This is a genomic window from Streptomyces sp. NPDC058665 (assembly GCF_042714995.1).
GTDB lineage: Bacteria > Actinomycetota > Actinomycetes > Streptomycetales > Streptomycetaceae > Streptomyces.
The window spans coordinates 82123-107166 of sequence record NZ_JBHXRX010000025.1 but is presented as its reverse complement, the minus strand read 5'-3'; the positions used below and the strand labels follow the sequence as shown (position 1 = coordinate 107166).

20 protein-coding genes and 1 pseudogene are annotated in these 25044 nt (G+C 70.3%); 5 read left to right on the top strand and 16 right to left on the bottom strand.

All coding sequences use genetic code 11. The features are described from left to right. Positions 1 to 116: 116 nt before the first annotated feature. The 12 genes and pseudogenes from ACFWV8_RS18575 to ACFWV8_RS18520 all read right to left on the bottom strand — a co-directional run. Positions 117 to 323, bottom strand: a pseudogene (locus tag ACFWV8_RS18575) (hypothetical protein); the annotation flags it as partial. A gap of 88 nt (positions 324 to 411) precedes the next feature. After that, positions 412 to 1689 (bottom strand): thymidine phosphorylase, encoded by a 1278-nt coding sequence (locus ACFWV8_RS18570; protein WP_384202952.1) that lies wholly within the window; start codon positions 1687 to 1689, stop codon positions 412 to 414. 30 nt (positions 1690 to 1719) lie between these two features. After that, complete coding sequence (locus ACFWV8_RS18565; protein ID WP_329382616.1) at positions 1720 to 2127, bottom strand: cytidine deaminase; 408 nt, start codon at positions 2125 to 2127, stop codon at positions 1720 to 1722. Next, positions 2124 to 3395, bottom strand: coding sequence for an ABC transporter permease (locus ACFWV8_RS18560; protein WP_384202949.1), 1272 nt, complete (start codon positions 3393 to 3395; stop codon positions 2124 to 2126). Before ACFWV8_RS18560 ends, ACFWV8_RS18565 begins: the two co-directional genes overlap by 4 nt. Beyond that, complete coding sequence (locus ACFWV8_RS18555; RefSeq protein WP_384202946.1) at positions 3392 to 4588, bottom strand: ABC transporter permease; 1197 nt, start codon at positions 4586 to 4588, stop codon at positions 3392 to 3394. Before ACFWV8_RS18555 ends, ACFWV8_RS18560 begins: the two co-directional genes overlap by 4 nt. Continuing rightward, the gene (locus tag ACFWV8_RS18550; RefSeq protein WP_329392282.1) at positions 4585 to 6114 is read right to left on the bottom strand and encodes an ABC transporter ATP-binding protein; all 1530 of its coding nucleotides are present in this window, start codon (positions 6112 to 6114) and stop codon (positions 4585 to 4587) included. Before ACFWV8_RS18550 ends, ACFWV8_RS18555 begins: the two co-directional genes overlap by 4 nt. Before the next feature lie 239 nt (positions 6115 to 6353). After that, positions 6354 to 7403: a BMP family protein gene (locus tag ACFWV8_RS18545; RefSeq protein WP_384202943.1), complete on the bottom strand. Its 1050-nt coding sequence runs from the start codon at positions 7401 to 7403 to the stop codon at positions 6354 to 6356. 159 nt (positions 7404 to 7562) lie between these two features. Then, positions 7563 to 8804: an amidohydrolase gene (locus tag ACFWV8_RS18540; protein ID WP_384203002.1), complete on the bottom strand. Its 1242-nt coding sequence runs from the start codon at positions 8802 to 8804 to the stop codon at positions 7563 to 7565. Positions 8805 to 9063: 259 nt separating this feature from the next. Next, entirely contained in the window at positions 9064 to 10131 is a 1068-nt protein-coding gene (locus tag ACFWV8_RS18535; RefSeq protein WP_384202940.1) for a hypothetical protein, read from the bottom strand. A gap of 5 nt (positions 10132 to 10136) precedes the next feature. Further along, entirely contained in the window at positions 10137 to 11075 is a 939-nt protein-coding gene (locus ACFWV8_RS18530; protein WP_384202937.1) for an N-acetylneuraminate synthase family protein, read from the bottom strand. A gap of 10 nt (positions 11076 to 11085) precedes the next feature. Continuing rightward, positions 11086 to 12303, bottom strand: coding sequence for a cytidylyltransferase domain-containing protein (locus ACFWV8_RS18525; protein ID WP_384202999.1), 1218 nt, complete (start codon positions 12301 to 12303; stop codon positions 11086 to 11088). 194 nt (positions 12304 to 12497) lie between these two features. Next, positions 12498 to 13823 (bottom strand): DUF6716 putative glycosyltransferase, encoded by a 1326-nt coding sequence (locus tag ACFWV8_RS18520; RefSeq protein ID WP_329382630.1) that lies wholly within the window; start codon positions 13821 to 13823, stop codon positions 12498 to 12500. Between the two features lie 187 nt (positions 13824 to 14010). On the opposite strand from ACFWV8_RS18520, the gene ACFWV8_RS18515 reads away from it, so the two are divergent. The 3 genes from ACFWV8_RS18515 to ACFWV8_RS18505 all read left to right on the top strand — a co-directional run bounded on the left by ACFWV8_RS18515 (position 14011) and on the right by ACFWV8_RS18505 (position 17365). Continuing rightward, positions 14011 to 14991 carry a glycosyltransferase family 2 protein gene (locus ACFWV8_RS18515; protein ID WP_384202934.1) on the top strand — a complete coding sequence of 327 codons (981 nt, stop codon included), beginning with the start codon at positions 14011 to 14013 and terminating at the stop codon, positions 14989 to 14991. Beyond that, positions 14991 to 16358: a polysialyltransferase family glycosyltransferase gene (locus tag ACFWV8_RS18510; RefSeq protein WP_384202931.1), complete on the top strand. Its 1368-nt coding sequence runs from the start codon at positions 14991 to 14993 to the stop codon at positions 16356 to 16358. The genes ACFWV8_RS18515 and ACFWV8_RS18510 overlap by 1 nt, the downstream gene beginning before the upstream one ends. Before the next feature lie 146 nt (positions 16359 to 16504). Continuing rightward, positions 16505 to 17365, top strand: coding sequence for a hypothetical protein (locus tag ACFWV8_RS18505; RefSeq protein ID WP_384202928.1), 861 nt, complete (start codon positions 16505 to 16507; stop codon positions 17363 to 17365). A gap of 76 nt (positions 17366 to 17441) precedes the next feature. Here ACFWV8_RS18505 and ACFWV8_RS18500 read toward each other — a convergent pair whose 3' ends face one another. From ACFWV8_RS18500 to ACFWV8_RS18490, 3 genes are all read right to left on the bottom strand, one after another. Beyond that, on the bottom strand, positions 17442 to 19823 hold the full coding sequence (locus tag ACFWV8_RS18500) for a glycosyltransferase (protein ID WP_384202925.1): 2382 nt from the start codon (positions 19821 to 19823) through the stop codon (positions 17442 to 17444). Further along, positions 19820 to 21358 carry a hypothetical protein gene (locus tag ACFWV8_RS18495; RefSeq protein ID WP_384202922.1) on the bottom strand — a complete coding sequence of 513 codons (1539 nt, stop codon included), beginning with the start codon at positions 21356 to 21358 and terminating at the stop codon, positions 19820 to 19822. The genes ACFWV8_RS18500 and ACFWV8_RS18495 overlap by 4 nt, the downstream gene beginning before the upstream one ends. A gap of 134 nt (positions 21359 to 21492) precedes the next feature. Then, positions 21493 to 22473 carry a zinc-dependent alcohol dehydrogenase family protein gene (locus tag ACFWV8_RS18490; protein WP_384202919.1) on the bottom strand — a complete coding sequence of 327 codons (981 nt, stop codon included), beginning with the start codon at positions 22471 to 22473 and terminating at the stop codon, positions 21493 to 21495. Between the two features lie 87 nt (positions 22474 to 22560). Between ACFWV8_RS18490 and ACFWV8_RS18485 the strand changes: the two genes are divergently transcribed. Together ACFWV8_RS18485 and ACFWV8_RS18480 are read left to right on the top strand one after the other, a co-directional pair. Continuing rightward, positions 22561 to 22935, top strand: coding sequence for a winged helix-turn-helix transcriptional regulator (locus ACFWV8_RS18485; protein WP_384202916.1), 375 nt, complete (start codon positions 22561 to 22563; stop codon positions 22933 to 22935). 28 nt (positions 22936 to 22963) lie between these two features. Beyond that, positions 22964 to 24364 carry a CocE/NonD family hydrolase gene (locus ACFWV8_RS18480; RefSeq protein WP_384202914.1) on the top strand — a complete coding sequence of 467 codons (1401 nt, stop codon included), beginning with the start codon at positions 22964 to 22966 and terminating at the stop codon, positions 24362 to 24364. A gap of 38 nt (positions 24365 to 24402) precedes the next feature. Here ACFWV8_RS18480 and ACFWV8_RS18475 read toward each other — a convergent pair whose 3' ends face one another. Further along, positions 24403 to 24864 carry a hypothetical protein gene (locus tag ACFWV8_RS18475; RefSeq protein WP_384202912.1) on the bottom strand — a complete coding sequence of 154 codons (462 nt, stop codon included), beginning with the start codon at positions 24862 to 24864 and terminating at the stop codon, positions 24403 to 24405. Between the last annotated feature and the right edge of the window lie 180 nt (positions 24865 to 25044).

Genomic DNA, 25044 nt, shown 5'->3' with positions numbered 1-25044 from the left:
TCCGGACCCGTCTCCACCGGGCCGCCGCGTGGCTCGTCGGGCCGGAGGACGTCCGTCAGGCCGACGAGTTCCAGCAGCAGGAGCAGCTCGGGCCCCGCGCCCCGCAGCCTCATCCGGCAGCCGTGCCCGCAGGCGACCAGTTGCAGCCGGGCCAGGGCGTTCACGGTGGCCACGGTCGGCCTGCCGAGCGCGCCGACGTCGCAGACCGCGTCGGTGGCGTCGCTGTCCTTGAGCCGCGCGGCCAACTGGTCGCAGAGCCCCGGGACATCGGCCGCGGTGATCGGTCCGCGCAGGGCGAGGAGGATCGTGCTGGTGGCTTCCACACCCGTTGAGACCGGTGCGGGGGCCCGAACTCATCGCATCGGCCCGGACACGGCCCGTGCGGATGCCGTCCGCCGGACGCGCGGTCCCTCAGGCGATCCGGTCCAGCACGATCGGGGGCGCGGTGAACGCGGTTCCCGCCGGGGCGATGTCGTACGCCGCCGTCAGCGCTTCGAGCGCGTAGTCGAACTTTTCCGCGGTGTCGGTGTGCAGCGTGAGCAGCGGCTGCCCCGCCGTCACCGGGTCGCCCGGCTTGGCGTGCAGCTCCACGCCCGCTCCCGCCTGGACCGCGTCCTCCTTGCGGGCCCGGCCCGCGCCCAGGCGCCAGGCGGCGACGCCGACGTCGTACGCGTCAAGCCGGGTCAGCACACCGGAGGACGGCGCGGTGACCACCTGGTGCTCGCGCGCCACCGGGAGGGACGCGTCCGGGTCACCGCCCTGCGCCGCGATCATCCGGCGCCAGACGTCCATGGCCGAGCCGTCGGCCAGCGCCTTGGCCGGGTCGGTGTCAGGCAGCCCGGCGGCGTCGAGCATCTCGCGCGCCAGGGCCAGCGTCAGCTCGACCACATCGGCCGGGCCGCCGCCCGCGAGGACCTCCACCGACTCGCGTACCTCCAGGGCGTTGCCCGCGGTCAGCCCGAGCGGGGTCGCCATGTCGGTGAGCAGCGCCACGGTCCGTACGCCGTGGTCGGTGCCGAGGCCGACCATCGTCGCGGCCAGCTCGCGCGCGTCCTCGACCGTCTTCATGAAGGCGCCGGAGCCGACCTTGACGTCCAGGACGAGTGAGCCGGTGCCCTCGGCGATCTTCTTCGACATGATCGAGGAGGCGATGAGCGGGATCGCCTCGACGGTGCCGGTGACATCGCGCAGCGCGTACAGCTTCTTGTCGGCGGGGGCCAGCCCGTCACCGGCGGCGCAGATCACGGCGCCGACCGAGTCCAGCACCTTGAGCATCTCCGCGTTGGAGACGCCGGCGCGCCAGCCGGGGATGGACTCCAGCTTGTCGAGGGTGCCGCCGGTGTGGCCGAGGCCGCGTCCGCTGAGCTGCGGAACGGCCGCGCCGCAGGCGGCCACCAGCGGGGCGAGCGGCAGGGTGATCTTGTCGCCGACGCCGCCCGTGGAGTGTTTGTCGGCGGTGGGGCGGGAGAGCGAGGAGAAGTCCATGCGCTCGCCTGAGGCGATCATGGCGGCGGTCCAGTGGGCGATCTCCGTGCGGTTCATGCCGTTCAGCAGGATCGCCATCGCGAGGGCCGACATCTGCTCGTCGGCGACAGCGCCGCGCGTGTAGGCGTCGATGACCCAGTCGATCTGCTCGGGGCTCAGCTCGCCGCGGTCCCGCTTGGTACGGATGACGGAGATGACGTCCATGGTTTTCCTCAGGCCGGGGGCGAGTGGGGGTTATCCGAGGTGCTGCCGGCCGAAGGCCTGGGGCAGCATCTCCGAGAGCGGGAGGATCCCGGCGGGGGTCTCCAGCAGCAGGCCGGGGCCGCCGGATTCGGAGAGCAGCTGACGGCACCGGCCGCACGGCACGAGCACATCGCCCGCGCCGTCCACGCAGGTGAAGTGCGTGAGCCGGCCGCCGCCCGTCGCGTGGAGCTGGGAGACCAGCCCGCACTCGGCGCAGAGCCCGACGCCGTAGGAGGCGTTCTCGACGTTGCAGCCGGTGACGGTCCTGCCGTCGTCCACGAGGGCGGCGGCGCCGACGGGATAGCCCGAATACGGCGCGTAGGCACGGGACATGGCGTCCCGGGCCGCCGCGCGCAGGGTCTCCCAGTCCATGCCCCCGCCTGCGTGGTCGTTCGTCATGTGCCTTGGCCTCTTCGATAGGTCATGCCGTTCGCCTTGGGCATCCGCAGCCGTTGCGCGGACAGGGCGAGGACGAGCAGTGTCGTGACATACGGTGCGGCGTCGACGAACTGGCTCGGCACCTGGTCCGTCAGGGCGTACCAGACGAACAGCAGCGCCGAGACGGCCGCCGAGATCACGGCCGAGACGTACCGGCGCTTGTAGAGCTGCCAGCCCACGACGAGCACCAGCAGGATCGCCAGCAGGAGCAGCATCGCGTGCACGTTCTCGGCGCCGCCGCGCAGCTTGAGGCTGTCGGTGAAACCGAACAGGCCGGCGCCCAGCGCCATGCCGCCCGGCATCCAGTTGCCGAAGATCATCGCGGCGAGACCGATGTAGCCGCGCCCGCCGGTCTGGTTCTCCTGGTAGATGCCGGTCGCGACGATCGCCAGGAACGCGCCGCCGAGGCCCGCGAGGCCGCCGGAGACGGTGACGGCTATGTACTTGTACTTGTAGACGTTCACGCCGAGCGTCTCGGCGGCTATCGGGTTCTCGCCGCAGGAGCGCAGCCGCAGCCCGAAGGACGTACGCCACAGGATCCACCAGGTGCCGGGGATCAGCAGCAGGGCGACGATCGTCAGCAGGGACAGGCCCGTCACCAGACCGCCGAGCACTCCGGCCAGGTCCGAGATCAGGAACCAGTGTTTCTGCTGGAGATCCACCAGCCCGTCGGAGAGTCCCGGAATGGTGATCTCGGTGATCGAGTCGATGCGTGGGGACTGCTTGGAGGAGCCGCCCGGCTCGTTGGCGAAGGTGAAGTTGGAGAGGTAGCGGGTCGCGCCGACGGCGAGGATGTTGATCGCCACACCGGAGACGATGTGGTTCACGCCGAAGGTGACGGTGACGATCGCGTGCAGCAGACCGCCGAGCGCCCCGCCGAGGATGCCGAACAGCACACCGACCCAGGGGCCCCACTGGAAGCCGGCCCAGGCGCCGAACCAGGTGCCGAGGACCAGCATCCCTTCGAGGCCGATGTTGATGACGCCCGCGCGCTCGGCCCACAGGCCGCCGAGTCCGGCGAGGCCGATGGGTACGGCGAGTTCGAGCGCGCCGGCGACCTGTCCTACGGAGGTGATGTCCTCGGCGCCGCTGATGAGCCGGACCAGGGAGATCAGGGCAAGACCGCCGGCGATGATCAGCAGGATCACGGGCAGGGTGAGCTTGCGCCGCCCGCCGCCCTTCTTGGGAGCCGCGCTCGCCGCGGTCACCGTGCTGGTGCTGGTGCTCACAGGACAGCCCCCTTGTCGTTCTTGTCATCGGCACCGGAATCGGTATCGGAGCCCGTCCCGGACTCCGGCCCGGCACCCGGTCCCGGATCGGCCTCGGTCCGGATCGCGCCGCCCGCCGCCAGTTCCTCGCCGACCTTCTGCTGCTGGCGGCGGAGCCCGTACCTGCGGACCAGTTCGTAGCTGACCACGACCGAGATCACGATCAGGCCCTGCATGATCGTCGCGATCTCCTTCTCGTACCCGAACTGGTCGAGAGAGGCGGACGACTTGTCGAGGAACGCGATCAGCAGCGCGCTGAACGCGATCCCCAGCGGGTGGTTACGGCCCAGCAGCGCGATGGTGATGCCGGTGAAGCCGATACCGGTGGGGAAGTCGAGGCTGTACGTGTGGGTGTCGCCGAGCAGCGTCGGCATACCGACCAGACCGGCGATCCCGCCGGAGATCAGCATCGACGTGAGGACCATCTTCTTGGCGTCGACGCCGGACGCCTGCGCGGCGCTCTCGCTGGCGCCGGTGGCGCGCAGGTCGAAGCCGAAGCGGGTGCGGCCGAGGACGAACCAGTAGATGACTCCGCAGAGCGCGGCGACGAAGGTGAAGCCGTAGATCTCGCCGGCCTCGGCGCCCATGGACAGCCCGGGGAACCAGCCGGACTCCGGGATCTCGCCGGTGGTCAGGTTATTGGAGCCGGGCGGCTGCTCGCCGAAGTTCTTCGGCAGGATCAGCCAGGCGACGAGGCTGGTCGCGATCGAGTTGAGCATGATCGTCGAGACGACCTCGCTCACCCCGCGCGTGGTCTTGAGGATGCCCGCGATCCCGGACCAGAAGGCGCCGACGAGCATCGCCGTGACGACGATGAGGGCGATCTGGAGCGGTCCCGGCAGGCTCACGCTGGCGCCGACGAGCGCGGCCATCATCGCGGCGAGCCGGTACTGGCCGTCGACCCCGATGTTGAAGAGGTTCATCCGGAAGCCCACGGCGACGGCGAGCGCGGCGAGGTAGTACGTACCGGCCTGGTTGACGATCAGGACCTGTACGTCGACGTAGCTCGCCGACTCGAACATGATGCGGTACGGCTCCCACGGGTTGGTGCCCGAGACGAGCAGCACCACCGTGGTGAGGGCGATGGCGACGACCAGCGCGAGCACCGGGCCTGCCAGGCCCAGGATCAGCCGGTCCTTGTCGAACTTCTTCATCGGGCCTCGTCCTCCGGGGCTGCCTTCAGATGACCGCCGGCCGCGCCGGTCATGGCGGTGCCCAGCTCCTCCGGGGTGATGGTCGCGGGGTCCGCGTCGGCGACGAGCCTGCCGCGGTACATCACGCGCAGGGTGTCGGAGAGCCCGATCAGCTCGTCCAGGTCCGCGGAGATCAGCAGCACCGCGAGTCCGTCGCGGCGCGCGGCCTTGATCTGGTCCCAGATCTGGGCCTGCGCGCCGACGTCGACGCCTCGCGTCGGATGGGCGGCGATCAGCAGCTTCGGGCTGTGGCTCATCTCGCGGCCGACGATCAGCTTCTGCTGGTTGCCGCCGGACAGGGACGCGGCCGTGACGTCGATACCGGGGGTGCGGACGTCGTACTCGACCACGATGCGCCGGGTGTCGGTCCTGGCGGCCTTGGGGTCGAGGAGTCCGCGCCGGCTGTTGGGGCGCTCGGTGACATGGCCGAGGATGCGGTTCTCCCACAGGGGCGCCTCCAGCAGCAGCCCGTGCCGGTGCCGGTCCTCGGGGATGTAGCCGATGCCGCTCTCGCGGCGCTCGCGGGTCGGCGCGTGCGAGATGTCGGCCGTGCCGAGGGTGATCACACCGCCGTCGGGGTCGCGCAGGCCCATCAGCGTCTCGATCAGCTCGGTCTGCCCGTTGCCCTCGACGCCCGCGATGCCCAGGACCTCACCGCGGTGGATGGTGAAGCCGATCTCGGCGAGCACCTCGCGTACGACACCGTCGGAGTCGGTGGCGGTGAGCCGCAGGTCCGCGACGTCGAGCACCGGTATGCCGGTGACGGTCGACTCGCGGGTCTCGGGCGAGGGGAGTTCGGTGCCGACCATCAGCTCGGCGAGCTGCTTGGTGGTGGTGTTCGCGGGGTCGGCCGTGCCGACGGTCGTACCGCGCCGGATGACGGTGATGTCGTCGGCGACGGAGAGCACCTCGCCCAGCTTGTGCGAGATGAAGATGACGGTGAGGCCCTCGGCCTTGAGCTCACGCAGGTTGTCGAAGAGCGCGTCGACCTCCTGCGGGACGAGCACCGCGGTGGGCTCGTCCAGGATGAGTATGCGGGCGCCCCGGTAGAGGACCTTGAGGATCTCCACGCGCTGGCGGTCGGCGACGCCGAGTTCCTCGACGAGGGCGTCGGGACGGACGCCGAGACCGTACGCGCCGGAGATCTCGTCGATCTTGTCCCGCGCCCCCTGGCCGATGCCGTGCAGCTTCTCGGCCCCGAGTACGACGTTCTCCAGGACCGTGAGGTTGTCGGCCAGCATGAAGTGCTGGTGCACCATGCCGATGCCGCGCGCGATGGCGTCGGCCGGGCTGTTGAAGGTGACCTGCGTGCCGTCGACGGTGATGGTCCCCTCGTCCGGCTTCTGCATGCCGTAGAGGATCTTCATCAGGGTCGACTTGCCGGCACCGTTCTCACCGACGAGGGCGTGCACGGTGCCCTTGTCGACGGCGATGCCGATGTCGTGGTTGGCGACGACGCCGGGAAACCGCTTGGTGATGCCGTGCAGTTCTACGGCGGGGGGACTGCTGGACGCGTTGATGACGCACTCTCCTTGGCCGGAAAGGAGCTGGGGCTGGGCGGAGGGCAGGGCGGGGGTGAAGCTATCGCGCCGGAGGGGCGTCTACACGCGTAGCGCTGCCGAATCGTGAGGGTAGATCTTGCGGAGGAACCACACCCGCTGTCGTGACCGGGGCCCGGAGCGGCGGCAGCTGCCGCCGTCGCTCCGGGCCCCGTGCACCACACTGGTTACGGAGCGGTCTTGACGGTGATCGTGCCGTCGATGATCTCCTGCTTGGCCTTGTCCACGGCGGCGGTCACCTCGGTCAGCTTGACGTAGGCCGGGTTGGTGTCGGTGAGGCCGACGCCGTCCTTGTCCAGGCCGTAGCGGATCTCACCGTTCTCCGGCTTGCCGTCCGCGACCGACTTGATCAGGTTGTAGACCGCGTCGGAGACGTCCTTGGTGGCGGAGGTCAGGATGCTGTCCTTGTACTGGGCGAGACCGGCCTGCTGGTACTGGTCGGAGTCGACGCCGATGCTCCACTTGCCCGCGGCCGAGACCGCCTCGATCGAGCCGGAGCCGGCCAGACCGGCCGCCGCGTAGATCACGTCGGCCTTCTTGTCGAGCTGGCCCTGGGCCGCGGCCTTGCCGAGGTCGGGCTTGGAGAAGCCGTCGAAGTTCGGCGGCTGGGTCAGGTACTGCGAGAGCACCTTCACCGAGGGGTCGGTGTCCTTGACGCCCTGCGCGTAGCCCGCCTCGAACTTCTTTATCAGCGGGGTCTCGACGCCGCCGATGAAGCCGACCGTCTTGGACTTGGTGGCCTTGGCCGCCGCGACACCGGCGAGGTAGGAGCCCTGCTCCTCGTTGAAGACCATGTTGGCGATGTTGTCGCCGGTCACCGACGAGTCGTCGATTATGCCGAAGGTCGTCTTCGGGAACTTCGGGGCGACCTTCTTGATGGCCGGCGCGTACGCGAAACCAACACCGATGACCGGGTTGTTGCCGGAACGGGCCAGCTCGGTCAGACGCTGGATCTTGTCCGCGTCGGCCTCGCCGTCGGAGGGCTCGGCGTCGTTGCCCTTGACCTTTAGCTCCTTCTCGGCCTTCGCCAGACCCGCGTAGGCGGCGTCGTTGAAGGACTGGTCACCCCGGCCACCGATGTCGTACGCGATGGCGACGCTTTTCTCCTTCGAGTCGGACGCGGCGTCCGACGAGGAGGTGTTGCCACACGCGGTGGCGGTGAGCGCGAGCGCCGCGGACGCGACGCCCACGGTTGCGATCCTGGTGATCCGGCGCAAGGGAGGCTCCTTCAAAGCGACCTAAGCGCCTCTTCACGGCGCTGGTTTCGCCGCGATCGTAACGCGCGTAGATGTCAGATAAAGCCCCGTACGGAAGCCGTTATCGGATCGTCGCGAACAGGAGGTGGGACGTCCGATTACGGGGAGAGGCACCCCCGGTTACGAACGGTCGCCGTCGATCAGCGCGGCGGCGGTGAAAAGCTCCACGCCGACCTGAATCGCCCTTTCGTCCGCGTCGAAATCCCCCCGGTGCAGATCGCGCCGGGCGGTGTCGCCCGGTGTCCGTACGCCGAGGCGTGCCATCGCGCCGGGGACCTGCTCCAGATACCAGGAGAAGTCCTCGCCGCCGAGGCTCTGCTCGGTGTCCTCGATCGACTGCGCGCCGCGGCGCGCGGTCTGGGCGTCGCGCAGCAGCTCCGCCATCACCAGGTCGTTGACGACAGGCGGCACCCCGCGCACATAGTTGATCTGCGACTTGGCGTGGTAGAGCGCGGAGATCTCGTCGATCGCGGCGTGCACCAGGTCCGGCGCCTCGCGCCAGGACTTCAGGTCCAGGCAGCGGACGGTGCCGGAGAGCTCGGCGTGCTGCGGGATGACGTTGCAGGCGTGGCCCGCGGCGATACGGCCCCAGGTGAGGGCGAGCCCGGAGCGGGCGTCGACGCGGCGGGCCAGCAGCGCGGGCACCTCGGTCGCGACCTTCGCGGCGGCGGTGACCAGGTCGGTGGTCAGATGCGGGCGGGCGGTGTGGCCGCCTGGGCCGTCGAGGGCGACCTCAAGCCGGTCGCAGGCGGAGGTGATCGGGCCGGTGCGCAGGCCGATGGTGCCGACGTCCACGCGCGGGTCGCAGTGCACCGCGATGATCCTGCCGACGCCCTCCAGGACGCCGGACTCGATCGCGTCGAGCGCGCCGCCGGGCAGGACCTCCTCGGCGGGCTGGAAGATCAGCCGCACCGGCTGGGGCAGCAGGCCCTCGCGGTCGAGTTCGGCCAGGACCAGACCGGCGCCGAGGACGGCGGTGGTGTGGACGTCGTGGCCGCAGGCGTGCGCGCGGTCGGGCACGGTGGAGCGGTAGGCCACGCCCGCCTTGGTGTCCGGGATGGGCAGGGCATCAATGTCCGCGCGCAGGGCGAGCATGGGGCGTACGCCCGTGGCGCCTTCGCGGGTGCCGATGTCACAGAAGAGTCCGGTGCCGGTGGTCAGTACCCGCGGCGTGAGGCCGGCCCGCTCCAGGCGGTGCTTCAGCGCGGCGGTGGTACGGAACTCCTGGTTGCCGAGCTCCGGGTGCATGTGCATGTCGCGGCGGAAGGCGATCAGCTCGGTACGCAGGTTTTCGGACAGCGTGCCGGGCAGCGCGACGGCGCTGGGCTCACCGGAAAGGTCGGCCTGGGACTCACGGGACATCAACTGGTTCACCTGTTGAAGGGTAGGCCCCTTCGGGGGGCAACTGCCCGACGATCAACAAAACTTCAGCCCGAAAGGCGTAAGAAAAACGGGCGGCGGGCGAATAGCCGCCTGTCCCGATGGGTAAGCTCGCGCCTCCGTCGCGGAGTGACGACAGAAAGTGACGACCGTCGATTACCGGACGGCGGGATTCCGGGGTGCGCGCTCGGGGCCTTGGCTGCGGCTCGGCCAGGGGCCTTGGCTGCGGCTGCCCGCCACCTCACGCGGAGGCGGGCAGCCTCGGCAGCCTGTGTACGTCCCTCGCCGTGCCCGTGACGCCGGACAGGAAGCCGTGCGCACGCGGCGACGCGTTGTCCTTCAGCCACTCCGGTGCGATGTCCCACACGGCCACCCGCACGCCCGTACCGGCGAGCGCGAGCGGCAGCGTGTGCACGACCGTCGAAGGGAAGCTCAGCACGGTCGACCCGATCGGGCCGCGCCGTGCGATCAGCTCCAGCGGCAGATCGGGCCTGACGATCTCCAGACCCGTCTCCGTGGCGAGGCGGTGCAGCTTCTCCACGCTCTCCCTGCGGTGCGCGAAGTACCGCGTCGCGCCGTGCGTGCGGGCGAGCGAGCCGACCGCCGTCACGTACTGCTCCAGGTCGACCACGCCCGTCTCGACGAGCGAGGTGCCGACCATGTCGGCGCCCTTCGCGATCCGCGGCGGCCCGAAGGTCGCCTTGGTCCACTCGAAGGTGTTGGCCGTCACCGTGATGCCCGGCGGTGCCTCCACGGGCATCGAGGTGAACACCTCGACGTTGCGGGTGCGCGACGGCGTGAGCCGGCGCCGCGCCACGGCGGAGACCGGCGCGAGCGCCAGCTCGCGCGGCCCGCGCCTGCCGCCCCGCCGGTGCCAGCGCACCAGCGGTTCACCGTGGACGAGCTGCGCGATGAACTCCATCGTCGCCGTCCCGTCGTCCACGACGGTCAGCTCCTTGCTGCTGACGAGGGTCAGCATGAGCTGTACGTATCGGGAGAAAGGGTCCCCGATGACGATGCGCTCCGCCTTGCGCAGCAGCGGAGCCAGCTCCCGTATCGTCCGCAGCGGCGCGCTCGCGCCGCCGCGGGCCTCCTGCCAGCGCACCGTGAAGCCAGCGTCACGGGCCAGCTCGGCCATCCGCCTGAGCTGGCCGCGCGACATGGGGTCGGTGGGCGACAGAACGATCACGGTGAGTTCCGCACCGGTCGCGCTCGCGCGCGCCCACTCCAGCACGTTCAGGAGCTGGACCGGGCTCTCCACGAATGCGATGGCGCGAGGCGACGGGGCGCGCCCGGAGGGACGGCTCATGGCCCTCAGACCGCCACGGGCTTCGCGCCGTCCGCGGACTCGGCGATGACGCCGGCGACCCGGCGGAGCTTCTTCATCGGGCCGAGTTCCGACTCGTAGACCTTCTTGACACCGTCACCGAGGGACGCCTCGATGGTGCGGATGTCGCGGACGAGGCGGGTGAGGCCCTGCGGCTCCACGGACGCGGCCTGGTCGGAGCCCCACATGGCGCGGTCGAGGGTGATGTGACGCTCGACGAACGCGGCGCCGAGGGCGACGGCGGCGAGGGTCGTCTGGAGACCGGTCTCGTGGCCGCTGTAGCCGATCGGCACGTTCGGGAACTCGGACTGGAGGGTGTTGATGACCCGCAGGTTCAGCTCCTCGGCCTTGGCCGGGTACGTCGAAGTGGCGTGGCAGAGAAGGATGTTCTCGCTGCCGAGCACCTCGACCGCGTGCCGGATCTGCTTCGGCGTCGACATGCCCGTGGAGAGGATGACGGTGCGGCCGGTGGCGCGCAGGGCGCGCAGCAGCTCGTCGTCGGTGAGCGACGCGGAGGCGACCTTGTGGGCCGGCACGTCGAACTTCTCCAGGAAGGCGACGGCCTCGGTGTCCCACGGCGAGGCGAACCAGTCGATGCCGCGCTTCTTGCAGTGCGCGTCGATCGTCGCGTACTCGTCCTCGCCGAACTCGACGCGGTGCCGGTAGTCGATGTACGTCATCCGGCCCCAGGGGGTGTCCCGCTCGATGTCCCACTGATCGCGCGGGGTGCAGATCTCCGGGGTGCGCTTCTGGAACTTGACGGCGTCACAGCCGGCCTCGGCGGCGACGTCGATCAGCGCGAGCGCGTTGTCGATGTCACCGTTGTGGTTGATGCCGATCTCACCGGTCACGTAGACGGGGCGGCCGGGACCCGCGGTACGGGTTCCGAGGGTACGCAGGCGGGAGTTGGTGCTCAGCAGGCTCATCAGAGGGTCCTTAACTGGTCGAGATGTCGGCGGAGGTGCCATGGGGGGCGGTGGGGGTGTTGACGTCCAGACCGGGTCCGAGGAGCCAGGTGGCGATCTCACGGATCGCGCCGGCGCCGCCGGGGGTCGTGGTGACGGCACGCGCCGCCGCGCGTACGGCGTCGTGTGCGCTCGCGACGGCCACCGGCCAGCCGGCGAGCGCGAAGCACGGAAGGTCGTTGACGTCGTTGCCGACGTACAGCACCCGCTCGGGTGTGACTCCGTGCTCGTCGCACCACTGCTTCAGTGCGAGGTCCTTGCGGTCGATGCCGTGGAGCACCGGCACGCGCAGCTTGCGGGCGCGTGCGGCGACGACCGGGTTCTGCTCGGTGGAGAGGATGAGCAGTTCCAGGCCGGCGCGGCGGAGGGCGGCGATGCCGAGGCCGTCACCGCGGTGTACGGCGACGGTCTCGCGGCCCTCCGAATCGACGAGCACCCGGTCGTCCGTCTGGGTGCCGTCGAAGTCCAGGACGACCGCGTCGATGTCGGCGCGGCCGGGGAGCACGGGGGTGTCCAGGAGCGGCGAGAGGGCGCGGGCGCGCTCCAGGTCGTGCGGGTCGTCGATCTCCAGCACCCGCTCGGGGTCGGTGCTCACCAGCTCGGTGCGCCCGAAGAAGCGGTGGCCGGCCTCGCGGAAACCCTCGGCGCGCATCGCGTAGGCGGCGCCCGTCTCCAGGTACTCCTGGGGGCGGTCCTGCCTGCGGGGACGGTTCGACTTGTCGTGGTTGACGCCGAAGCCGTCGCTCTCGGAGCGCCAGATGAAGCCGTGGGTCGGGGCGACGGTCAGCGCGCTGTCCGCGCCCTTCTCCGTCACGGCGGACACGACGCCGTCGAGGTCGCCCGGGGTGATGAAGGGGCTGGTGCACTGCACGAGCAGGACCACATCGGCCTGGTGCGCGGCGCCGCGCATCGCGCCGTACGCGTCCATGGCGTGCAGGACGGCGGCCTCGCTGGTGGCGGTGTCGCCCGCGATGGCGGCGGGCCGCAGCACGACCTCGGCCCCGGCGGCACGGGCTGCGTCGGCGATGGCCGCGTCGTCCGTGGAGACGACGACGTCGGTCACCAGCCGGGCGGCGCGGCAGGCGCGCACGGCCCGTACGACGAGTGGTACGCCGCCGACCTGGGCGAGGTTCTTGGCGGGGACGCCCTTGGATCCACCGCGGGCGGGGATCACGGCGAGGACGGACATGGACGGTTCTCCTTGGTTCACTGCGTCCTGCTGGTTCTCCGCGTCGGTCCGGCCCGACGGGCGCTCCCCCGACGCGGCGTTCGGGGTCTCGGTGGTCCAGCCGGACCAGCCGTAACCGGCGAGTACGTCGGCCGGCAGAGGGCTGCGGCGTACGCGGGGCACGGGGACGCCGCGGGGGCCCGGCCGGTCCGCGCTCACAGCTCGCCCATCCGGCGGATCACCGGGGCCACGCGCTGGACCCCGTGGCGGTAGGCACCGCGGGCGGCGGCGCGCACGGTGTCGCGGACGACGCGGCGCACGCCGGTGGCACCGGCCGCCGCCGTACGGTTGGACGCCGACAGCGGGTTGCCGTCGGGCGCCAGGTGGTAGCGGGCGAGGAGGCCTGGCAGATAGCCGGGCGCGGTGGTCGCCGTGTAGTACGGGGTGATCGGCGGCAGATCGCTGTCGGCGAGCAGCTTCGCGACGCGCTCACGGGCCAGGTCGAAGGCGGAAGCGTACGAACCGTCGGCGGCGACGCCCTGCCGGTCCGCCCAGACGGGGTCGGCCTTGGGCCGCTGCCCGCCGTCGAGCTGGTCCCAGGATGCGAGGCAGCCGGAGCCGATGAAGTGGTGGTTGCCGAGCGGTTCGCGGATGCCGAGGTCGGTGAGGATCGCGGTGGGGATCCGGCGGTGCAGGGACTCCAGCGCCGCCGTGGAGGAGACGGTGACCAGCAGGTCGGTGCCGTCCAGGACCTCGCCCATGTTCCCGTACACCAGGCGGAAGTTGGGCGGCAGACCGCCGGGCAGCTTCTCGGCGAGGCGCTGGTACGGGTACTCCTCGACGTGCGTGGTCTGCTCCCCCACGCGGCTGCGCAGTTTGAGCAGGACCTCACGGCGGGGGTGGAGTCTCGCGTGCTCGACCAGGCGCCGCAGCAGATACATGCGGTCGGACCGGGTCAGCGGGACGGACGGCTGGGCCGCGAAGACGACCGTGTCCCGGCCCTCTTCGGGGGTGTACCGGGCGCCGCCGAGGAAGGGCAGCGCGGCCTCGGTCACCGAGTCGGACCCGGCGCCCACGCCCTCGTAGACGGCGCGGAAACGCTGCGCGTCGTGGCGGGAGTTGGCGAGGACGATGTCCGCGCCGTGGCGCAGCAGGAGCCCGTCGGACAGCTTCTCGTAGACGACGCCCACGTAGCCGGTGACCAGCGCCGGCCGCTGGGGCAGGCCGAGGGCGGATATCCCGTGCAGCATCGCCTGTACGGCACCGCCGACGAGGGCGAGGACGACGACGTCGTACGACTCCGCGCGCAGCAGGTCCAGGAAGTCCGTGCCGGTCATCTCGCGCAGCGCGTCGGCCTCGGCCCCCACCTCCTCAAGCTGGCGGGCGGTGGGGGTCGCTCGTCCGCGCAGCAGGAACCCGCTGAGCTCGATGTCGCGGCCTTCGGGCGTGATGCGGCGCGCGGTCAGCGCGCCCCACTTCCACCGTGTGTCGGAGTCGGCGAGCACAGCGACCCGGACCGCGTTGCTGGTACGTGATGGCACGTGTTGGACGTTAGGAAGGCATTCCGTTTGGCGGCCCAACGGAACAGCAATAAAGGGTTAACAGAGGGTCGACAGCGAGCGAAATGGCCCAGGAACGGCGCAGGTTAACCATCCCGCCATGCTTCGTTCACCCGGCGTACCCGCGGATGTCGGAACGAAAGACGAGCCGCCGCCTACCGTCACCCGGGTGGTCAAGCTCTCTGTCGTCGTGCCGTTCTACAACGTGCAGACATACGTCCCAGAAACCCTTCGAAGCCTCTCGGCGAACAAACGGGAAGATTTCGAGTTCCTCCTCGTCGACGACTGCTCGACCGACGGGACCCCTGAACTTCTGCGGCGGGCGGAGCGAGATCTCCCCGGCGCCGTCCTGCTGAGACACGAGAAGAACGGCGGACTGGCCACCGCGCGCAACACCGGTCTCGAAGCGGCGCGCGGGGAGTACATCACCTACCTCGACGGCGACGACTGGGTGGCGCCGGGCTACTTCGAGCGACTGCTGGCCGCCATCGAGGGCTTGGGCTGCGACTTCGTGCGCACCGACCATGTCCAGTTCACCGGCCGGGTCCGCACCGTGCACCGGGTGCCGGTCGGCCCCCGCGGCGAGGTCCTGAAGCCGCGCGAGACGATCCTGCCCGCCGACAAGACGACATCCGTGGACTACGCGTACGCCTGGGCCGGCGTGTACCACCGCCGCCTCGCCGACCGGGGGCTGCTGCACTTCACCGACGGGCTGCGGACCGCCGAGGACCGGCCGTGGATCTGGCGGCTGCACCGGGAGGCCGATTCCTTCGCCGCCGTGGGGCTGCTGGGGCTCTTCTACCGGCGCGGCGTCGCCTCGTCGCTCACCCAGATCGGCGACGTACGGCAGCTGGACTTCATCCGCGCCTTCGACCAGGTCATCGAGGAGACGGCGGCCGACCCGGAGGGCGAGCGGTTCCTGCTGAAGGCCGTACGGACCTATCTGGCCATCATTTCCCACCACTTGGCGGCGAAGGACCGGTTCGAACCGGCCGTGGCACGGAAGTTGCGCACGATGAGCGCCGCCGCCATGAGACGGCTGCCGCAGGGCGTACTGAAAGAAGCGCTGAACTCGATGGACCTGGACCGCTCGACCCAGTTGCGCAGGCTGCGCAGGCGCCAGGGCGCGAACGGGAAGGCGGCGGCCTGATGACCGGTTCCCTCTCCGGCGCCTTCGGCTCCGGCTCCCGTACGACGCGGGTCTTCTACGCCTCCACCCTCTACGGCGCCGCCACGCTCACCGCCGCCACCGACGCCGGGCTCTTCCCGGCCGCCGACCGGACCGTCCTGGTCGTGAGCAACAACGCGGGTACGCCCGAACTGACCCCGGCCGTGCATGAGATGCCCGGTTTCGCGCGCCTGCGCCACCGCTTCGACGACATCCTGTCGTGGAACGAGACCATCGCGCCGTTCCACCCCGGCGGCTGGGTCCCCCGCGAGGACGACCTGCCGATCTGGGAGCGCCATCTGCGGCTCGCCTGGGGCCTTGGCGACGACACGGTGGAGCTGGTCCTCGAATCGATCCAGGTCAGCCCCGCGCTGACGCTCGCCGAGATCTTCACGGCCGCCCGGATCGAGGTGTACGCGGACGGGCTGATGAGCTACGGCCCCACCCGTAACCGGCTCGACCTCCAGGTCGGCGCGCGGATCCGCAGGCTGCTCCATCTCGATCTGGTGCCCGGCCTCAAACCGCTGCTGCTCACCGAGTTCGGCGTTCCCGCCGAGACGGTGCCGACGTCGGACTTCCTGCGGGTGCTGGACCAACTTGCGGACGCCGCACGGGACTTCGAGACCCCGGCCGTGGCCCCCGCGCTGCTGCTCGGGCAGTACCTCTCCACTCTGGGCATCATCACCGAGCGCGAGGAGGAGGAACTGCACCTGAGGATGGTGCGCGGCGTGGTCGAACTCGGCCACAAGAACGTGGTGTTCAAGCCCCACCCCACCGCGCCGGCGATCTGGTCCCGGCGGCTGGAGGAGGAGGCGACGAGGCTCGGCGCCGAACTGACCGTGCTGGACAGCCCGGTGCTCGCCGAGGTGCTGTACCAGCGGCTCAAGCCGGCGCTGGTCGTGGGCTGTTTCTCCACGGCGCTGTTCACGGCGTCGGCGTTCTACGGCCTCCCGGTGGCCCGCACGGGCACGGACATGCTGCTCGACCGGCTCTCGCCGTACCAGAACAGCAACCGGGTGCCAGTGACGCTCGTGGACGCCCTGGTCCCGCCGCTGGACGACGACGGTACGTACAGCCCGGAGCCGGAGCCCGCCGAGCTGGTCGCGGCCGTCGGCTTTGTGATGCAGCCGCAGATGCACCCCGAACTGCGCCCGGCGGCCGAGAAGTTCCTGGCCGGCCGACTGGACCCGCACACGCTGCGGTACTTCAAGCGGCGCCGGCTCACCACGCTCGGACTGCCGGGGGCGGTCGGCCCGCAGCTCGTACGGATCCCGCAGAACGCGGCTGCGCAGCGGGTGGTGCGCAGGGCGAGGCGGCTGCGCAGGGCGGTCCTGAGACTGCGCGCCTGACGGGCGTTCCGGGCGGCTTCTCCCATGCGTTCATCCGCTAACCGTTAATCTGCCATCCATTCGGACGATAGTGAATTTTTTGATCCATCTGGCGGTAATTGAAGGAAATTCGCTTTCCTCACCGCCGTAACGGCGTTGATAGCCACGTGGAACCACGTGAACTCTGGGATCGGAACAGCGTCCTCGCCGAGGCCTTCTGCGCCAGCGACGAACAGGTGAAGCAGGCCCAGGCCGTGCTGGACGAGGCACAGGCCGAGCGGAGCCGTACGCTCGCCGCGTTCGCCGTCACCGTCGGCAACGACGGAGCGGTCGCGGATCTGATGGGGCTGAACGAGCGCGAGGTACGGCTGGCGCGGCGCACGGTCGGCAAGACCAACGCGCGCAGCGTCGCCGAGGAGCTGCTCGACCGCTTCCCACAGGCCAGTACACAGCCGATCCCGCAGGCGCAGGTCGCCCCCGCGGCGGCGCCGGCCCCTCAGCCGGCGCCCCAGCCGCCACCGCCCGCGCAGCCCGTGGAGGAACCTTTCACCACGCAGACATCACAGGTCTCCCCGCCGGCCCAGCCACCTCAGGCGACCGAGACATCACACGCATATCACCAGCACCAGGCGCCCCTGGGCGGTCCCGCGGAGGTCCATCTGCCGCATCCGCGCACCGAGGCCTCGCCGCTCCACGAGATGCCTCACCACCAGGACGCCGACTCCTCCCTGTTCCATATGTCCGAGGCCGAGAGCAACCCGGTGGTCTGGTCGTCGAGCATGGACTCGGTGCTGCTCTGGAGCTGGCAGTCCGGGCTCGACCTCCAGACGGTGGCCGGTGAACTGGGGCTGGACGTACGGGCGTTGCTGCTGCGCGTACAGGCCCTGGCCGACAACGGCATGCTGACCCCGGCGTCCCCCCAGACCGTCGACGCGAACCGGTCGGGCCGGCACCGGAGACACTACGAGGAGGGCTACGCGTCGCTCTTCACCCCCACGGCCACGTTCCCCACGCAGGTCCACTACTGACGGCGGGACGACAGCGCGAAGGGGGCGGGCCGCTTTCGGCGGCCCGCCCCCTTCGCGTTGTCCACGTCCCCGGGGATCAGGCTCCCAGGATCGCCCGCAGGTCCGCCGCGTTCGACTGCGTCACCTTCCACAGCTCCTGCTGCCGGCCGTGCACATCGGCGACCGACGCGGCGTGGTCGCTCAGCAGCCCCAGCGCCCGCTCGGTCAGCACCGCGCCGAGGTTCTTGTCATGGACCGAGACTCCCCACTCCGGGCGGTCGATGTCGCTGAGGAAGTACGCCATCTTCGGGTGCGAGATCAGCGAGATGATCGGGGTGCCGCAGCCGAACGGGATCATCCCCGCGTGGCCGCGCATACCGATGACCAGCTTCGTACGGGCGTAGGTGTCCCTGATCGCGTCGTTGTCGAAGTCGTACATCGGGATGACCGGCAGCGACACGTCGTGCTCGCGCCGCAGGTCGAAGGCGATCTTCTCGTCGTCGAGCGAGTGCGCCACACACTGGACCTCGGCGTGCTTGTCCAGCGCCCGTACCGCCTTCGCCATCTCGGCGAGGAAGTGCGCGTAGTCGTGGCCGAAGCGCAGCCCCGCCCGGTCGTAGGCGGCGTTGATCATGACGGTGTTCTCGCGCTGCCCGGGGGCCGGGTCCGACCAGCCGTCGACCAGTTGCCGGGTGACCGTCGTCGGGCACGGCTGGAAGCGCACCTTGTCCTGGAGCGAGGCCGGCAGCAGCGCGCGGACCTTCTCGATCGAGCCGTGGTTGCGGAGCGCGAAGAAGGCGCTGCGCTCGACCAGTTGGCGCAGCGAGGAGTTGAAGCGCCCGGCGCGGTAGGACTGGCCGTCGAAGGCGTTGAAGCCGACCGCGTACACCACGATCGGTACGTCGATGCCGTTCAGGTTCTCGTCGGGGACGTTCCACTGCCAGGCGCTGTTGCCGTTGGGCGCCGTGTCCGGGATGAAGAGTCCGCCGCCGCCGATGACCAGACCGCGACGTGCGTTGACGCGCTCCAGCGCCGCCTTGTCGAAGAGCCGGTGGGCGTGGATCGAGTGCCAGCGGCGCGGGCCGGTCTCGGTGTCGGCGCCGCCGTTCGCACCGGTGCTGGTGCCGACCGCGAGCCGTACGGACTCCGGCAGCAGTTTGTCGCCCGCGTTGCCCTGCTGCGGCATGTAGAAGGCCACATGGGCGAGTTGGTCGTCGGGCATGCCCTCGCGGGGGGCCGGCAGATCATGGCCCTGAGTGCGCAGCCGCATCAGCCGGTTGGGCCGGTGCGTGGGGTCGACGGCCAGACCCCGCATGGCGTACGCGTGCGCCGCCGAGTCGTCGCCGTGGATCCAGGCGATCTGCGCGAGCCGCCCGAAGGAGGTGGCGGCGCGGACGGGCGAGCCCGCCGCGAGGTGCAGCTGGACCTTGGCCTCCTCGTAGCGGGAGACGCTCATCAGGGCGTGGCCAAGCACCTCGTGCGGCCAGGTGTCGTCGACCGGGATGTGCACGCTGCCGAGGATGTCGGCGGCTTCCTGGAACCCGCCGGCGTTGATGTGCGCGTGCGCGACCTTGCGGGCGCTCTCGACGTCACCGGTGCGCGCGACGTGCTCGGTGCCGTACTTGACGACGAGATCGTGGTGCATGGTGCCGGAGAGTCCCATGTACGCGGCGTAGAACTCCGCGTTCGTCAGCTCGGACTCCCGCCAGCGGTCCTCGGCCTGCGTGTAGCCGGACTCGCCGCCCTGCCACGGCTTGTGGCGCCCGGTGAAGTGCAGGATCGCGGTGTCGTCGGGGACGGGCTTGTCGCCGGAGAGCCGCCGCTTGACGAAGTTGTAGCGCGAGTCGAGATGGACGAAGTCGCCGTCGAGCACCGAGTTGAGGATGCCCTGGTCGTGCTTGTCGAGCTCGTAGTCGCCGCTGCGTCCGGTGGCGTCGATCCGCGCGCAGAACTCGTCGCTCAGATACTCGCGCTGGATGACCAGCAGTCCGCTGTTGAGCTTGTGCTGCCCGTAGAAGAACTGCGGAACGGCGGCGAGACCCTCGCGCAGCTGGAGCAGTTCGGACAGATCACCGAGGACCACCATGTCGGTGTCGAGGGTGATGATCGTGTCGTAGTCGCGGAGCCGGAAGACGTCGAGGATGAAGTACGCCTTGCGGACCAGGTAGTTGTCCTGGTCGCCCTTCTCGTAGCTGTCGTAGCGCGCGGCGTCGACACGGTGGAACCGGACCCGGGGGTGCAGTGCCCGGATCGAGGCGACCGACTGGGGCCGCAGATCGTCGTGGAGGACGATGAAGTCCTCGCACACACCGGGGTTGGAGAGCGCGAGGCTGCGCAGCAGCGCCAGGAAACCGGGCAGATAGTTCTCGTCGACGAAGGACGCGAACGCCAGACGTCGTTTGCCGGTCAGGGCGTTGGCGGACAGCGGCGCGGCAGCGGCCGATGCCGCCCCGGCCGGGGCATGGGGGGTGGCGGTCATCGCAGGGAGATCCTCGTGTCGGTCACGCTCTGGGCGCGTTCCATGACCCACGCCTTTTCGCTGGTGTACTCGTGCACGGACGTGATGGGCATGCGCATCGCTTCCTTGATGCGGTACGCGCCGCTCTCGTAGAAGTCGAAGCCGAACAGGTCCAGCTTCGGGCTGGCGTCCAGGAAGTCCAGCAGCCAGAGCATGTTGAAGCCGCTGGTCGGGATCGCGGGCCACTCGTCGTTGCCGACGCGGCCGATGTTCCGCAGCGGCCAGCGCAGGGACTCGTCGTTGACGTAGTCCTGCGCGCCGGGGACGAGCCGGTTGCGCAGCGAGTTCTTCCAGTCGCCGCTGAGGCCGCCGAAGATCAGCCGGGTGGTGACCTTCTTCTCCCAGTTGAAGCCGTGCTTGTGGATCGAGGCGTGGATGTCGGTGCGCCTGCCGGTGGCCGCCGCGTCGATCTTGTACGAGTTGAAGCGGACCACCAGGTCGTACGAGTCGATCTCGGCGCCGAGCGAACTGCGGCCGACGCTCTGCGAGTTGGCGATCAAGCAGATGGACTTGCCCGCGACCTGGTTGCGGAACTCGCCCAGGGTGAGCCACTGGACGTCGCCGAAGGTGGGGTCGGGGACCGGGCCGCGCTGCCGGTTGCGGCGCATCTCGCCGTAGAGCTCGGCCAGTTGGCGTACGTCGCCGTCGGTGGTGAGGGCGTCGGCACGGCTCAGGCGCAGGTCGAGGTACTGCCCGATGGAGACCTGAAGGTCCGTCACCGGGCTGCCCTCGCCGCGCATCGCGAGCAGCGCGCCGATCAGCCGCGCCTCGGCGCCGGCGAGGTCGCCCGCGTCGTGGAGCGCGACACCGTCGGCCCAGACGTCGGTGGCGGGGCCGTCCGCGTACACCGAGGCTCCCGGGCAGCCGCGTTCGAGCAGCCGCAGGATCTCGTCCTGCTGCTCGCCGGCGGTGTGCAGGCCGGCGATCCGGGGGGCGACACCGAAGCCGTCCTCCTCGGTCAGGTCGAGATAGCGCTGGTACGCGGCGATGGTCGCGGGCTCGTCGCCCATGGCCTCCAGCGTGCGGGCGCGCAGCCGCCAGCCGGCCCGCGAGTTCTTGCGCTGGGTCAGCACGGCGTCGCTGATGAGCAGCGCGAGCTTCAGCTCGTCGTCGTACCCGGTCTCCAGCGACTTGTTGCCGACGGCCAGCAGCGCGTCCAGCAGCTCACCGCTGAGCGAGCCGGTCGGCCCGGCGACGACTTTCTTGGCCGCCCGCCGGATCAGCGGCGTACCGGCGGGTGCGGCCTGGGCGCTCTCGCCGGAACCGGTGGCGTGGGCCGCGAGCACGAGGCGCAGCTTCTCGGCGAGCTCACCGCGCTTGCGGTCGAGGCTGCCGACCATCTTCCCGCTGTGCGCGGCGCAGGCCCGCAGGCACACGTCCAGCTCCGTCGATGTGATCCGGTCCCCCCGCCCCGGGGCCGGCCCGGCCCCGTCGGGCGGCCCGGCCGGGCTGTCCCCGTCGCGCGGCCTGAGCCATCGGTTGCGGACCTTCGTCATGGTGCTCCCAGCGTCTGTCTGCCCGCCGTCAGGTTGCGGGTCGGCGACAGGCTAGGAAACCCGCGCGACGGGAAGGTGAACTGACTGCGAAGCCAGGAGGAACGAGTGGAGCCCGATCAATGGTCGCGCGGGCGTCAGGTCGTGACGACGATCTTCCCGGTGTGGAGCCCCTTCTCAAGGTGGCGGTGCGCCTCGACGACGTCGTCAAGGGCGAACACCTTGTCGATGGCGGGGCGCAGTGCGCCAAGGCGTACACCCGCGTTCAGGAAGGCCGCCATGCGTTTCACCACGACGGGGTCGAGGGTGTGCTCGAAGCTCCGGTAGCTGAAGATCGTGAGGGGCGGGCCGCTCGGGAAGGGGGTGGGCCGGGGGTCCAGGAAGCCCGCGGCGACCAGTGTCCCGCCGGGGCGGGCCGCCTTCAGGAGATCCTGCTGGCCGGGGCCCATGACAAGGTCGAGGACGATGTCGGCGCCGGCCCCGCCGGTGTGGCGGTGGACGGCCTCGGCGACGTCCATCTTGTCGGTGGCGACGACCGCCGCGGCGCCGGCGGCGAGCAGGTCGTCCGTCTTGGCGCTGTGCCGGGTGACGGCGATGGGCACGGCGCCGATCTGATGGGCGATCCGCATCGCCGCCCGGCCGACGCCGCCGGACGCGGCACTGATGAGGACGTGGTCGCCGGGTCGCATTCCCGCCTTCTCCACGAGCGCGCCGTAGGCGGTGGAGTACGCGACCCAGACCGCCGCCGCCTCCGTGATCCCGAGCCCGGCCGGCCGGGCGACGACCTGGCTCGCGGGGAGGGTGGTGTACTCGGCGTAGCTGCCCCTGACGCTCGCGTCCGGAACGGCCGTGAGGATGACCGGATCGCCGATCTTCAGCCCGGTGGCCCCGGGGCCCAGCGCGTCGATGACACCGGTTCCCTCGACGCCGAGGCGAGCGTGGGGCAGGGGTACGGGCGCGGGCGAGTTACCGGAACGCATCATCCGGTCGAGCGGGTTGACGGCGAACGCTTCGATCCTGACCCGTACCTCGCCGACGGTGGGCTCCACAACCGGCCCCTCGGCGATGTGCATGACATCCGGCCCGCCGAACTCGTCGTATACGACGACTCGTGGCATGGTGACTCCTCCGTGTCCGGTGCTGGTTCTCTTGCTCGCGGAAGACGTTACGGAGCGGCGGGTTACCTTTTGGTACCTTCGATTCCCATGCAGAACGTGGCTGGATCAGGCTTCCTCGCCGACTGCCCCACGCGCCTGGCGGTCGAGATCATCTCCGACAAATGGGCCGTGCTCGTGCTCTTCGGGCTCAGCCACCAGCCCCGCAGGCACGGTGAGCTCGCCGACCTCATCGGCGGCATCTCGCGCAAGGTCCTCACCCAGACACTGCGTCGGCTCCAGCAGTACGGTCTGGTCGAACGCCACACGGAACCGCCACGCCGGGTCGAGTACCACCTCACCGACCTCGGCCGAACCCTCGTGGAACCCATCGAGGTCCTGACGACCTGGGCGAGGGACCACGGCGGGGCCATCGCGGACTTCCAGGAGGCGGCGGAGGCGGGGCCGGGCGGGGGCAGGGAATAAACCCTGGCCCGGGGGCAGTTGGAGTTACATGAGATTCATCGATGTGCCGACCAGGGACGGGACCGTACTGCGCGGGATTCACCATCCTGCCGCCGAATCCGGTCCGGTGGTGCTCGTCATGACGCCGTACGGGGCCGATCGGTATCACCGGGACGGGCGGTTCTTCGCCGGGCGGGGCTTTCACTTCGTCAGCCTCGACTCGCGTGGGCGCGGCGACTCCGACGGGGTCTTCAAGCCCTTCGCCGACGACGGGGCCGACGGTCATGACGCCGTGGCCTGGCTCGCCGGCCGGCCGTGGAGCACGGGCGACGTCGTCACCTACGGCGGGTCGTACAGCGGATTCGCGCAGTGGGCCGTCGCCTCCACCCGGCCGCCCGCCCTGCGTGCCGTCGCGCCCGTGGCGTCGGTGTATCCGGGGGTCGACTTCCCCATGGCCGGTGGCGTCCCGACCGCGTACGCCGTGCAGTGGCTCGCCTTCAACCGGGGGCGGCGGATGAACACCGGGCCGTGGAGCGACGACCGGTACTGGCGGGACATCCACCGCGATCACGGCGACCGCCCCTTCCGGGATCTGGACGTCGCGTCCGTCGGAGAACGGCTGCCCGCGTTCCAGGAGTGGCTCGACCACCCCACGTACGACGCGTACTGGGCGTCGTACGTCCCGTACGAGCCCGTCGGCGTACCCGTGCTGGCGATCACCGGCCAGTACGACGACGACCAACTCGGCGCGCTGACCTACGAGGAGCGGCACCCTGCCACCCACCTCGTCATGGGCCCGTGGGACCACGCCGGTACGCGGTCGGCGGCCCGTTCCTTCGGCGGGCTGACCTTCGCCGAGGACAGCGAGATCGATCTGCGCGCCCTGCACGCCGACTGGTACGACTGGGTCCTCGGCCGGGGCCCGTCCCCCGCCTTCCTCGCCGACCGGGTCGCGTACTTCCACATCGGCGAGGGATGGCGGCACGCCCCCTCACTCCCCCAGGGCCCGTCGACCCCGCTGCGCCTCCCGGAGACCACACTGACCCTGGACCCCACGCTGGTCGGCGACGAACCGGACGGTTTCCGCGAGAAGTTGGACGAGGACGCGTATCTGGTCATCGCCCCGGCGCACGACGTCTCGGGCCGCCCCCGCGCCGCCCTCACGCTCACCTCGGACCTGCCGGACTTCGACCTGCTGGTGGGCCTCTACCTGCTACGGGACGACGCGACGCTCCTCGGCGAGACGGTGTTCCGCGCCAGCCACCGCGACCTGTCCCGCCCCGTCGAGCTGACCTTCCCGTTCATCTCCCGCACGACGGACCCGGGCGACCGCTTCGCGCTCCGCGTCCGGGCCCCGCACAGGCGCTACGCCACCAACCACGAAGCCCACGGAAAGGTCCAACTGGGGCCGGAGTCGTACGTCACGATCCCGGGACCGCCGACGACCTGACGTTCCCGCTCAGGCAAGTGTTCCCGTCTTGACGCTCGTCACTTCTTCGTCTCCTCGCGCTGATTCCGGGAACGCGCGGCGAACGTCAAGCCGGCTGCGGCTACTCCGAAGACCCCCGTCGCCGGATTCACGTATCCGGGCACGACGGCTTGGTATGTCTGCCCGCTCGTGATGCGACACTCGAAACGCAAGGGAACAAATTGAAACCCCTGCCCCTCGACGAGCTCGGCACGCTCCGGCCCCAGCTTCTCTTCACATTCCTGCGTTTGCCGGCTTTCATCCAGCACCAGGAAGTGGAGCACACCCCAGGTGTACATTCCGGCCACGCAAGCCCAAGCCAAGGCGGCGACGCCCTTGACGACGGTGTGCGTGGTCCGCCTGTCGCCGGTGCGGAACAGCAACACCACCCCGAGGACGGCAAGCCCTGGCGTCACAACGACGCCGATCAGGCTCAGCAGGAGCACAAGGCCGATGTAGACGTCGTTCGAAGCGTCGATCACGCGACGGAGCCTGTCAGATCTGGCATGTCCCGGTGGAGCTGTTCCTGAAGGTCCTCCCGCCAGGAAAGGTGCGGCGATGGCTACGTCCGCAGCCGAGTCGACCGGGTCGACGTGTCGCATCTCCCGGTACGCACTGGTCCGGATGAGAGCCCTTCGCGTTCTGTTGGTGACCGATAGGGG